The sequence below is a fragment of the Neobacillus sp. NRS-1170 genome (assembly GCF_050468025.1).
The window spans coordinates 13,227-25,926 of sequence record NZ_JBITPF010000030.1; the positions used below are offsets into that span (position 1 = coordinate 13,227).

Consider the following 12,700-nt stretch of genomic DNA (forward strand, 5'->3'; position numbering starts at 1 on the left):
AACTAGGACATCTGCTGCAATTTCCATTTTAATAGATCGCGCAAGAACTCAGGCAGAAAATAGGTTTTATGTTTAGAGAGAAGGACCTCTTTGAAAAAATGGCCGAAAGTAAACATATCCGGCAAGGCCAATGTGTACTTTGCCTCCATCTCTAATGGTTTCCCATTAATGAACATCCTTCCATCTTGGATTCGAATGCCTTCATATACAAATATCCCAAGAACGTCCCCTCTAAATCCTAATCCTTTGATTTGTTTATGTTGAAGGTTTTCATCCTGGGTTTCTGTGAGAATTTTTTTAAATTCCCTGCCAGTCAGCTCTACGACACACGGATTGATGGGATGAGGGCAAACCGTTAAAAGATCATATTCAGTGACCTCACCTGATAAGGGTCCTAAAAGGAGTCCAGCATTAATCATGGCAATATCTGATTTACACCATTCTTTTAAGGTAGAACAAAGGAGGCTGGAAAAATTTGATACCATAAACGGATCACTAAATAGTGGTTCTTGTAGAGTTGTTACTTTTAGACTTAATAGTTCTTTACCTAGCCTTAGGTATGACTGGACCTGCTCCTGTTCATTGGGAGCCTCCGGAAGTTCCTTTACGTCATAAAGTATAGCTTCCTTTTCGTTAATTTGCTTTTGTTCATTTAGCTTTAGGGTGATATGGCCCACAAAATATCCATACTTCCCTGCGGCTCCAAGCAGTGTTTCCCCTACTAGCCGGCCGTTTTCAAAATAATGATGTGTATGCGCCCCTAGAATGACATCAATCTCCTGAAACTCACTGGCAATTTTTTCATCATCCTCTTTCCCAAGATGAGAAAGACAGATGATAATGTCTGATTGTTCTTTTAAGATTGGGAGCCATTTTTTCAACTCCATGATGGGATCCGTCAGCTCCCAGCCAAGCAATTCATATAGATGCGCAAAATTCGCCGTTACCCCAACGACCCCTATACGGGTTCCGTTTTTTGTTGGATAAATCTTATATGGTTTAACCCAGCTTGGATAAACTTGATTTTTTTTATAAAAGTTCGCAGCAATTATATCGAACTGGGCGTTATCATATAGATGATCCAAATCATCGTATGGGAGATTGACTCCTTCGTTATTTCCAATCGTGATGGCGTTATATTCGCACATATTTAATAATTGGATGTTTCCTTTTCCTTTAGTAGCCTCCGAATAAGGATGCCAGCGGTCGATAAAATCGCCGATATCAAATAATAGAATTTCTTCTTCATGTTTTTGATGATGCGTTTTTCTTTGTTTGAGGAATAGCTCAATTCTAGGCCAATTTTCTAAGTGGCTGTGAATATCATTTGTATGATAAATATGTATGGTTTCCATTTGTATCTTATCCTGCAATTCCTTCATAAATTAATCGTATGCCGACAATAACCAGTACCGTCCGCAATAATAATACGATCGTTTTACTCTTAAGCTTAGTATTTAAGTAGACCCCCACCCTAGCGCCAATCCACGCTCCAGGGACTAGTGCCAGTGCATAAAGCCAATTAACATTCCCGAGCGTTATATGCGTAATGGAACTGAGGATTGATGTTGGTAAAATCATAAACATCGAGGTAGCCGTAGCGACGTGCGGCGGGAAGAAGAAGACTAATATCATCGTTGGTACCATCAAGGAACCTCCTCCGACCCCAAATATACCCGATATAAACCCAACAATAAATGCAACGAGAATGCCGATCATTGGACTATAGCCGTATTCAAAGGTTTTCCCCGTATTGTCTGTAAAAGTGCGAACAATTCCTTTTTCCTTTTTATATGGAATCGGCTTTAGTTTATCTTTTAGCAGTAAAATAATTGAGACAAAAATAATGAACAATCCAAAAAGAATATTAAAAGAATGCATCGGTAATTTTTCTGTTACCCATGCTCCAAGAATACTGCCGGGACCACTTCCAATCAAGAAAATTAATCCGCTCTTATAATCGACGGTCTTATGTTTCATATAAGCAAGCGTAGAGGATAGCCCTGTAAAAATCATCGTGAACAAGGACGTTCCTACCGCAACCTGCGGGCTAACATGGCCAAAGGCCGAAAATGATCCTAAGTAAAGCAAGGCGGGAACAACGATTATTCCTCCTCCTAAACCGATTAGCGATCCTAATGAACTCGCTAACAGTCCTATGATAACCAAAAGAATCCATTCCATTTCTTCACCTTCTAAAATCTTTCATAATTAAAATAAATCCAACTGCCTTGGGGCAAGCCCTTCATATTCAATCTGGAGCAGTTCCATCATTTGTTTAGCGTTATCTGCCGCGTCACCGCCCGAGTTATTATTGAAGAGGAGATATACATCACTGCATTCTTTTTTGAGCTTTGCGATGGATTCGGCCCATTCTTCTAGTTCCTGTTGGTTATAGCGATATAGGAACCGGACTTCCCGCCAATCTACATCTGTACGCTTTTGCCAGCCGTGGACATTTCGGCCATGGAACCTGACAAGTACTTTTTCAGGAGTGGTGGATTGAAGAATGGTCGGAACAGATCCTTCCCCAGACTGCGGTTCATCACATATGCTATGAATCCATTTTTCTTCTTTCATAAAATCGAGTGTTCTATCACGGTATTCTGGTTTAAACCACGATTGATGTCTAAATTCCAAGGCACATGGTACCTCTCCCATTTGCTTTTTGCACCATCTTAGATAGTCAACATTTTCACGATTGCAATCAAACCAAGGAGGGAATTGAAAAAGCACCATTGCGAGCTTTTTTTTCTCTATGTATGGCTCTAGTGACTCATTAAAGGCATTAAACATAGCCTGTTTTGTTTCGAACGGGATTTCTCCGCGTAAGTGGCCGGTCATCCCTTGATAGGCCTTTACGATAAACTGGAAGCATTCTGGCGTTTCATTGACCCATTTTTGTGCGTTCCGCTGCGGCTGGATTGCATAAAATGCAGTGTCTACTTCAACAATGGGAAAATGGCCTGCGTACTCTTTCAATTTATCTCTAGAGGAAATTTGACCAGGGTATAAGCTGTCATGGTCACCCCAGCCGGTCACACCAATATAAATCAACTCATTCACCTCCACCACTTAATAATAGCATAACCTAATTCAGTTAGAAGAGCCATCCACTGATTGGGCGGTGTTATCGGCTGATTAGAGCCAGTTATCCGCTGATTGGAATGCTTTCCGATGATTGGGCCGCGTTAACCGCTAATTGGAGCCAGCCATCCGCTGATTGGGCGGTGTTTTCCGCTAATTGGAGCCAGCCATCCGCTGATTGGGCGGTGTTTTCCGCTAATTGGAGCCAGCTATCCGCTGATTAGCATATTTCAACACAAAAAAACCGCCTGCCATCAAGGCAAGCGGGTAATTTTTTCAAAAAATATTAACCGATGGAGCCTTCCATCTCGAATTTGATTAATTTTGCTTAAAACAGTATGAAATGATATATAAAAAAAGAGGCTGAAGATTGATATAAAGCCATTTTATTTAATAGTTTAAATTACAAAATAAATTCATCTCGGCATGAAATCGGCACAACTTCGGCACGGTGCCCGCAAGTGTGAAGTCGCATAAATAAGGGGCATTCAGGATTTCAAAGTGCGATTATTATGACTTATTTGAAAGATAGCTCAGAGAGAACTCACAGACTACAATCTGTGGTTCTTTTCATGTACTCCTGAATTTTTTCAGCCCATGCTTATTAAATATGAGCAACTGGCAGCAATATATATAGTAGTAAAAGTCGTCAAATATTACATCATGCCGCCCATTTATTTGGAAATATAGCAGAAGAAAATAGGGTTAAAAAAAGCCTTTAAATCAACATTTTAATACGTTTTGATTAAAATACATTAAATAAGGCAAAAACAGGTAGCACACATATCCGCACACAAAAAAAGCCACTCAAGCTAAATAGGAGTTCTTTCTTTCATGCCTATAAAAAATATGAAAAAACGAAATAATATTTTGTTCCATATGTTATGTGGTCAAATGTGTTCATAACTTAGGAAACCCAACAAAATTGTTGGGTTTCCTAATTGACTCAATTTATTTAATTTAGTCAACGGGCGTCTCAAAGATACTTATCTGACGATCCTGATGCTCTTCCTTATTAAAAAATACTGTTGAAATAATTTTTGTTTCATTAACATACTTTATTTTTCCCTTTGAGTAAGCCGTTTTGATCCATATATCCATTTGGGATTCTTCAATATTAAATTCCATAGACAATTCTTTTATTGATCGTGGTTTATTTAACAAGCTCTCTATATACGGCCATACCACGTTAAATAAATCTAAAGGTTCGTTTAATTTAGTACGCTTCTCGTGAGGAACATTAATTTCCTCATCACTACTAAAATATTCTGTCACTCGGGTTTGTAATAAAGTTTCTAAGCTCTCAGTTTCTTCCAACTCTTTAGTTCCAATTCCAATACCGCCTTTTTTGATTAGTTCAATATTTCCGTCAGGAACTCCAGTTTCATCTCTTACAAATAAAGGGACCCATTTAGCTTCCAGATTTTCTATTGCCCCACTCCATGTACCACCTTTTCCTGCTGTACTTGAAGAAACCACTGTGTATTTTGAAAGACCATAAATATGCTTATTTCTACCTAAAGCTGAATAACTATAAAATCTTGAATTTGGATGGTAAGCTGAAATTAAAAGTAAATTTCCTTTTAAAATATGCGCTAATATTTCCTTTTTTTTAACTGTTTTAGCTAAACTATCCGATAGTACTGCTACAACATTACCGCCTTCTTCCAGAGCTGCATTTTGTGCAATCAAATCCACACCTTTTGATCCACCAGAAATTACGGTAAGTTTTTCCTTAGCACATCTTCTGGCTAATATATCGGTAAAAACAGCTCCTTGCTCATCAACATCCCTAGATCCTACAATACCTACGCCTCGATCATTCAATAATTCGATTTTCCCTGCCCCGTATAAAATTGTAGGTGAATCTAATTTTAGGATTTTTTTAAAACTTTTTGGGTAGACAGAGTCAGCTCGAGTAATTACCCATATCCCCATATTACCTAACTTTTCCAACTCCAAAGTTAAACTACCTGTTCGATCAAGTAAATATCTTATTCTTTTCGCAGTACTTAAGGGTATTTGTAGATATTCACGGATTCCTATCTCATTTAATTCAAACAAGGCTGACGGTCTTCTCACCTCAGACCTAACAATCCTATGCGATAATTTAATCCACTCTTTATCACTAAATGACTTATAATTGATTTCTTTGCTTTTTAAGCTGTTCAATCCAATATTTGAACACAATAACAAAATTGCCAAGCTATCCGGCGATATATTTTGATTCATTTCTTTACACACCTCAATTTGGTGTTTTAGAAAGTGCAAATGGTATAACTGGCCCACTCCCAGCATTTCTTAACAAAACACCACATATAGTAAATGTCCATCCTGAGTTCATTATATCATCTATTAACAAAACGGGCGTGGAGGGACAATCTTGGTTAATAGAAAATGCATTTATAACATTTGAAGCCTGAAGAAAGGAATTTTTCATATACTTTTGCTCCGTTGTATGCTTAATTTTATGGATTACATCAAGGTACGGTAATTCTAATCTTTCGGCTACTTTTTTAGCAAAGCTTGGAACTAGTAACGGATTTCGCAGAGAAGGGACTGAAGTAACCCACTGTGGTTGAGGATTCATGTCCCATTTAGTGGAAATAAAACGAACTGTTGCATCCACAAGATCTTCCCCGAAATAACCATTTTCATATCGTGCTGTCCTAACCATTCTTCCAAAACCAGCAGTACCATAAATACTCAATGCTCTTCCCTCTTCATTCCTTTGTTCAACAGGAATTTTCCCTCTTAGTCCCCCAACTCCATTAGGAGGCCATTGTTTTCTAGATTCAATCACAATTGGCTGATTATATAAAAACTCATTCGCTGCCCATAATAAGTCGCTTCTAACTTCAACAGGAAAGTTACTATGCCCAATACAATTTTGACACTTTCCACAATCCTCAATATCTATATCATCTAATTCCTCTGAAATGAATCTCATTAAGCATTCACTTGTATTGGCATATTCCACTACTTTGTTTAATTCATTTATCTTAGTTTGATGTACATTTTCATTTTTAAGCAATTCAGACGTAAGCGGTTTGGCTGAACGGTAAAATTTTGTTCCTTGTTTATAGACAAGTTGGTCTATTTCAAGCAATTTTAGGCATTGATCAACCTGTCCATTTGAATAGTTCACTTTTGATAATAACTCATACTTACTAAGTCCCCCATACTGTTCTAATAAATATAATATTATCCCCATATACCTCTGTTCCGGTAAAGAACTATCAATAAACCCTTCGTGAATAGATTTATCATCTTCTGAAAAAAGTAGCACTACATCAGCATTCGATAAGGACCTTCCAGCTCTGCCGATTTGCTGATAGTAAGATACTAATGAACCAGGCATACTAAAGTGAAACACAAAACCTAAATCAGGTTTATCAAAACCCATACCTAAAGCGTCAGTTGCAACTAAGACCTTTATTTCATTTCTTATTAGCTTATTTTCTAGCATTTCTCTATCTTCACATTTACTATGGTATGGAAGTGCATTAATTCCTTGGCTGTGAAGCCAACTTGAAACTCTGTCACATTCTCCTATGGTAGTACAATAAATAATTCCTGTGCCATTCATTTGGGGAACCATTTCTGCTAACCAAGCTAACCTTTTTGCATAATCAGGCATATGCAGAACAGAAAGTCTTAATGACTCCCTTTTTAGACTTCCTCTTATTATTTTTAAGCCATTCCCTAACTGTTCTGCTATATCCCTGACAACCCTGTTATTTGCAGTAGCTGTAGTAGCTAATATAGGAACATTAGGAGAAAGACCATTAACAATCCTAACAATGCGTCTGTAATCAGGTCTAAAGTCATGACCCCAATCAGAAATGCAGTGGGCTTCATCAACAACAAAAAAGCCTATTCCTCCATTATTTTCTATTAAAGGTAAGGTACTGTTTATAAAGCGTTGGTTTGATAATCGTTCAGGAGAAATAATAAGAATATCACATTGATTTGTTGAAAGGAGTCTATCAATTTCATCCCATTCTTCATCATTACTACTATTTATCGTAACAGCATTGATTCCGATTTTTCTTGCTGATTCAATCTGATTTCTCATTAAAGAAAGAAGAGGGCTTATAAGTATTGTAGGTCCTGCAATTTGCTCTCTTAATAATTTAGTTGCGATAAAGTAAACCATACTTTTTCCCCATCCAGTACGTTGAACAACTAATGTCTTTTCTCGATTTAATACAGATTCAATTGCCTCTAACTGATCCTTTTTAAAGACAGCTTGTTCATTCACCATTGCATGTAACAAATCTAAAGCTTTTTGTCTCATCCTCTAGTCCCCCGCAAATAGTTCTATATTTTAACCAAAATAAAACAAATCCATACCTCTATTTTACAACAAATATATTTTTATCCAATATTTTTATCTATCATATATATTAAAAAGGGATGCACCAAAGCAACTCTAGGTTTATATTGGTGTTTTACCCCATTTGTTTTTACGGGCGGTAGTATCTCTTCCCGCTTCTGACTGTTTCGTTCCCGTAAAATCGTTATAGTCTTTGATTTAAAAGTATTTGAAACACCCTCACATACAACGAGAACAAAAGGGCAAGACCTTTTTATTTTCCTGCTGGAAAGGTACTATTCATAGCTGGAGTTTAGGAAAAACTCCTTATATTGTCGTATCTTTTCCTCTATCTACTTTCTGCGAAACGAAAAAAATGGATCAGCATAACTGATCCATTTTTCTTACATCATATTACTTTCCTCTAGACTTAATTGTTTTGATTCTTTTATATCCATCCAATCATAACTTGTATCGGTTACGACTCTATAACTAACACCAATTTTTTCGAAATACTTCATTGCACATAGAATCTTACGCTTTTCTTGCGGGAAGCGTAAATCATCTAGCTTTACTCCTCCTTTCGTTTCCCGTGTTAGCTCAAGTTTTAATTTACCATCATTATACTTTCGTATAATTGCCCAGTCAGGATTATAATTTCCTATAATCTTTGGCAATTGTATTTTGAATTTAGGAGGGAATTTAAAATACAGTACCGTGTTGCCCTTATCCACATCAGGTTTAATTAAGTCTGTGATAAAATTTCGTTCTACATCTGAATCTATTTGAACTTTATCATATAATCCTGCAACTCCAGACTCAATTAGTTCACGTTGAGGGTGTTTCACCATTTTAGGGAATAAAGCATCTACATCATCATAAATTTCTTTATTTTCATCAATTTGAAAATCAATATTTTCAACAATATGATCACTTAATGCAATACGTATTTGTGATAAAAATGTCGAAATCCATCCTTCTGGATTATAGAAAATCTTCTCTATCTTTTCTTTACTTATCCTTTTAAAAATATCTAAAACTGTCTTCTTTGTTAAGTACGTCTCATTAGCGGTACGAGTTATGAAATCAGGTATTGGATACGTTGTTTTGTCTGCCTGTTCTAATAATTTCTTTGGTTTTTCTGCCCGTTCTGTATGGAATATATAAGGCTCAAATTTCTTTACTGTAATTTCATTTGTAAACTTTACGTATGGCTCCCCGTATAATTCATCAATATGAAGCAATTTGAAACCCCTCAAACGTTCGTCCCTGGTGATCTTTTTTAAATCATCATCTACTTCTATAAATAGCTCATTCTCTTTTTTTGTACCAGTAGAATCTTCCATATGGATTTTGATTTTTGCTCGTTTACCTTCAACATCGATTAGTGAAATTTTATATTCACACATAATAAATCGACCCCTCGTAATCTCAATTAGAGGAGATGGAAAATCCGCATTATTTAATCGTTCAACACATTGTTCGATTAATTTTTCCGTATCGATATTCACTTTATATGTCATCTTCTTATTTAATTTTCGCCAAAACTTTATAAAATCTTCTGAATTATATAAATCATTGTTTCTTTTAACTTCACCTTGTTCTGGTTTCTTTGGAGGTGGCGGAGCATCTGTACCATCTTCTATATATTCTTGTTGTAAACGTGAAACAAATGACTCATACTGTTCGTTTGCAATAACAGTTAAGACATTAATTTCATGATTTTCTGCTCGGTTACCTTCTTGATCAACAGCTATTCTTAAGCCGCGACCAATTTCTTGACGTTTTTTTATTGTTGAACTTGTTTGATTGAGCGTACAGATTTGGAATACATTAGGATTATCCCATCCTTCTTTTAAAGCTGAGTGAGCAAATACGAAGGAAACAGGCTCATTGAAACTTAGGAGACGTTCTTTTCTCTTCATAATTAGTTCAAATGCTTGCTTCTCCATTTCCCGTTGTGCATTTGTTCTCCCATCTGTATCAACTGCTGCTTCTTCCGGTGAATCCACTTTTGGTTTGGAAAAATAACCCTCTCTTACTTCACTCGCTTGTAATGCTCTAAAATGGTCATAATGATTTTTCAGCTTTTCGAAACTCTCATCGAATATACGCTTTATTAAACCATCATGAGCTGTATAGTTTTTCACCCGGTCTATAAAGAACAGAGATAGGACTTTAATTCCCTGAGTTTTTAATTCCTGTTGTCGATGCATATGAACGCTTATAGTTCTTTCAATTTGGGCCCTGAAGATACTCTCCTTTGAAAGTATTGAGTCACTAACTGATAATGATGAACCATTCTCAAACTGAATAATTTGTTCCTCTTCTTTTTTGCCGTATCGGATTTCATCTACAATAAAATGTTCATAATCAGGATTTCTTGTTTTAGTATAAAGATTATCACCCTGTTTAAGGGTTATTTCTCTTTCTACTAATTCACCTTTTTCTAACACGAATGCTTTTAGAATAGCAGTTAACGGCTTTGTACGTTTAATTTCAACTAAACGTAAAACCTTATCATTTAAGTTTCCTAATTCAGCTACTCCAATAACTTCAATCTGCTTCACAAGATTATTCTTAAAAGCATCAATAGGAGTTAAACGATAAACCAAATTGGGGGTCTCCCTATGTGTTGCTGAATACCGTAAAACAAACAAGGGTTTTAGCGTTCTAATTGCCTCTTTTGCCTTTAAGGATTCAAAATTTTGAGCCTCGTCTAAAATGATAATTGGCCTGGTTGCTTGTATGTATTGATATGGCTTCCATTCTCCTTGAAGCTTTTCAGTATGCTTATAAATGTTATTATTCCCTTTATTAAAAGCATCAATTGTCATCACCATTATCGTTAAGTCAGTGTTATTTGAAAAAGTGTTCAATTCACCTAACTTATTACTATCGTATGGTATTACAGTCACATCCTGATTATCATACAATTGACGAAAATGATTTCGCATTGTTTGAATTGACTTAATAACACCTTGGTAGATTGCAACACTTGGAACAACAATGATAAATTTAGTAAACCCATATCGTTTTTTAAATTCATACAAGGTTCGTAAATATACATACGTCTTACCTGTTCCTGTCTCCATTTCAACAGTGAAATGAGGAACTCTAAAAGAATCATTTCCTGCAACTTCAAGTACCATGCCATCGTCAACTTCTAAGTCATCAGTAATATCAAGCTCACTGCCACGATTTTCTGCATTATTTCTCTCTTGAATTATTTGAAGATTCTCATGTAATAGTATTTCGTCTAAAACCTCTTCGTTTGGGAAGTTAGGTGTCACATCATTCGTTGTACCTGCAAACATTTCTTTTTGTTCCTGAAAAGGAATGCCTTCAAATAGATCTACAACACTTGAGATGGCATCTAACTGGAATTTTTGGTCCGGATTATATTTAAATGTAAACTTCTTTCCCATTTTGTCCACCTCACTATTAAAGCGTTTTTACATTCATTGTTTCACTTAAAATAATTTTTTGTTCATTTGATAAAGCACTATCAAGACAAATTAAAGTGGCTTTTTTATATTGTGTTGATAAAATTTCTAATGTTAAATTATCTAAATTTTCATCAAGACAAACGATTAATGTGACTTCTTCATGTTCAATGACCCATAACTCATTTGAATTTCTTTCCTTTTTAATAGAGCTGTCAAACGGAAAACCCTGATTAATCATTAATTCAATTACAATATCTCTATCCTTAGAATCTTCTTTAAAAGGAGAATTGGTAAACAGGTCTACATTTAAAGTGAGTGTATCTACCTTTCGTCCATTGTATGTGTCCCACTTTCGCAAATTAGATTTTTCTAATTTATAAACAGTAAACCCTCTATCCAATTTCGTGTTATTATTGTTCTGCTCATTAATTTGCTTAATTGCTCTTCTAAGTCTTTCTTTTGTAATTTCCGCAATGTTTGGATACACATTCTTTTTAATTTTTTCAGGTAATTGGACTAATATAAAATTTCTATCTGTATTATCTTCTGCATTACTTCCTAATACAGCATGACCTGTCGTACCAGATCCAGCAAAAAAATCTAAAACTATTTCATTTTTCCTAACATCGGCGATATTTATAAGCCTTTTTATTAGTTCAGTTGGTTTCGGAAAAGTAAAAACAGTAGAATCTCCGAATAAACTCTCTATCTCTTTTGTTCCATGTTGTGTATATATATCGTCTATAATTGATTGTGCTTTTGTTTTCCTAATAACCCCTTTCTCATCCTTTAAATACTGTTTAGTGTGAACTGTGTAAGTTCCTTTCTTAGTTTTCACGAACTCTAATTCTCCATTTTCTAACGCCTTCATTGTTCTATCTTTATCCCACCACCACTGTCTTTCTGGCCATATCTCGTTGCCATCTGGTCCAGGTATTGGATAAATTAAGTTTTTTCTTTCACCAACGCTTTTTGTAGCTTCTAATGGGTGAGTACGATATGGGCCTCTTAATTCATAATTTTTATCCTTACTTTTATAATACCTTTTTATATCTTCTTCAGATAATGGCACAAAAATTTCAGGAAGTTCATTTATATTTCTAGCGTAAAACAATATTGTTTCGTGTAAACTAACTAAATATTTTTCTTTAGCCCCGCCACCATATCTCTTTTTCCATATTATCGAATCAACAAAATTCTCTTCTCCAAAAATCTCATCCATTATTTTTTTTAAATTAGCTTGTTCATTATCATCGATACTTACGAAAATAACTCCGTTTTTTTGCAAAAGGTTTTTAGCCAATTTTAAGCGTGGATACATCATACTTAACCAATTCGCATGATATCTACCACTTGCCTTAGGATTACTAGTTAATAATCCCTCTTCATCCGATTGTCCCGTTTTTTGTAAATATTTCTCAACAGGCTCTTTATAATCATCTGGATAGACAAAATCTGCTCCAGTATTATATGGGGGATCAATATAAATCATCTTTATTCTTCCAGAATAACTTTTTTGCATAATGCGTAAAATTTCTAAATTATCTCCCTCAATTAAAATATTTTTTGTTTTATCCTCATTTACTCCTTCACCTTCTTTAAACATTAACGTTCCTTGCGGTGCTAAAAAAGCAAGCTTTCTTGCCTCCTTTTTCCCCGCCCATTGTAATCCATAAAATTCTTCCGTTTTTTCTTCTAATAATTCTTCATTTATTTTGGCAATCTCGTCTTCTATGATTTCCAAATTTAATTTTCCGTCTCCAAAAGCTTCTGGAAATAGTTCTTTTAATTTTTCAATCTTCTCTTCACCAATTCGTTCAGGTTGTTTTAACTCTTCAATAGACAC

Annotated in this window: 8 protein-coding genes; 1 reads left to right on the plus strand and 7 read right to left on the minus strand. The window is 35.4% G+C overall.

The window, feature by feature from the left end:
- Nucleotides 1-2: 2 nt before the first annotated feature.
- Genes ACIFOT_RS14125 through ACIFOT_RS14135 form a run of 3 tightly spaced genes read right to left on the minus strand, consistent with a single transcriptional unit; the run spans nt 3 to nt 3,057 of the window.
- Complete coding sequence (locus tag ACIFOT_RS14125; RefSeq protein ID WP_430065513.1) at nt 3-1,355, minus strand: bifunctional metallophosphatase/5'-nucleotidase; 1,353 nt, start codon at nt 1,353-1,355, stop codon at nt 3-5.
- Nucleotides 1,356-1,362: 7 nt separating this feature from the next.
- Nucleotides 1,363-2,184 carry a sulfite exporter TauE/SafE family protein gene (locus ACIFOT_RS14130; RefSeq protein WP_430065515.1) on the minus strand — a complete coding sequence of 274 codons (822 nt, stop codon included), beginning with the start codon at nt 2,182-2,184 and terminating at the stop codon, nt 1,363-1,365.
- 27 nt (nt 2,185-2,211) lie between these two features.
- Nucleotides 2,212-3,057, minus strand: coding sequence for a DUF72 domain-containing protein (locus ACIFOT_RS14135; protein WP_430065517.1), 846 nt, complete (start codon nt 3,055-3,057; stop codon nt 2,212-2,214).
- Between the two features lie 110 nt (nt 3,058-3,167).
- Between ACIFOT_RS14135 and ACIFOT_RS14140 the strand changes: the two genes are divergently transcribed.
- On the plus strand, nt 3,168-3,311 hold the full coding sequence (locus ACIFOT_RS14140; protein ID WP_430065519.1) for a hypothetical protein: 144 nt from the start codon (nt 3,168-3,170) through the stop codon (nt 3,309-3,311).
- Between the two features lie 736 nt (nt 3,312-4,047).
- Here ACIFOT_RS14140 and ACIFOT_RS14145 read toward each other — a convergent pair.
- The 4 genes from ACIFOT_RS14145 to ACIFOT_RS14160 form a co-directional block, all read right to left on the minus strand.
- A complete protein-coding gene (locus tag ACIFOT_RS14145) occupies nt 4,048-5,319 on the minus strand; it encodes a DNA-processing protein DprA (RefSeq protein WP_430065521.1) in 1,272 nt (423 codons plus the stop codon).
- A gap of 13 nt (nt 5,320-5,332) precedes the next feature.
- The gene (locus ACIFOT_RS14150; protein ID WP_430065523.1) at nt 5,333-7,387 is read right to left on the minus strand and encodes a RecQ family ATP-dependent DNA helicase; all 2,055 of its coding nucleotides are present in this window, start codon (nt 7,385-7,387) and stop codon (nt 5,333-5,335) included.
- 422 nt (nt 7,388-7,809) lie between these two features.
- The gene (locus ACIFOT_RS14155) at nt 7,810-10,833 is read right to left on the minus strand and encodes a DEAD/DEAH box helicase family protein (RefSeq protein ID WP_430065525.1); all 3,024 of its coding nucleotides are present in this window, start codon (nt 10,831-10,833) and stop codon (nt 7,810-7,812) included.
- Between the two features lie 16 nt (nt 10,834-10,849).
- Nucleotides 10,850-12,700, minus strand: a complete 1,851-nt coding sequence (locus ACIFOT_RS14160; RefSeq protein WP_430065527.1) for a site-specific DNA-methyltransferase — start codon at nt 12,698-12,700, stop codon at nt 10,850-10,852.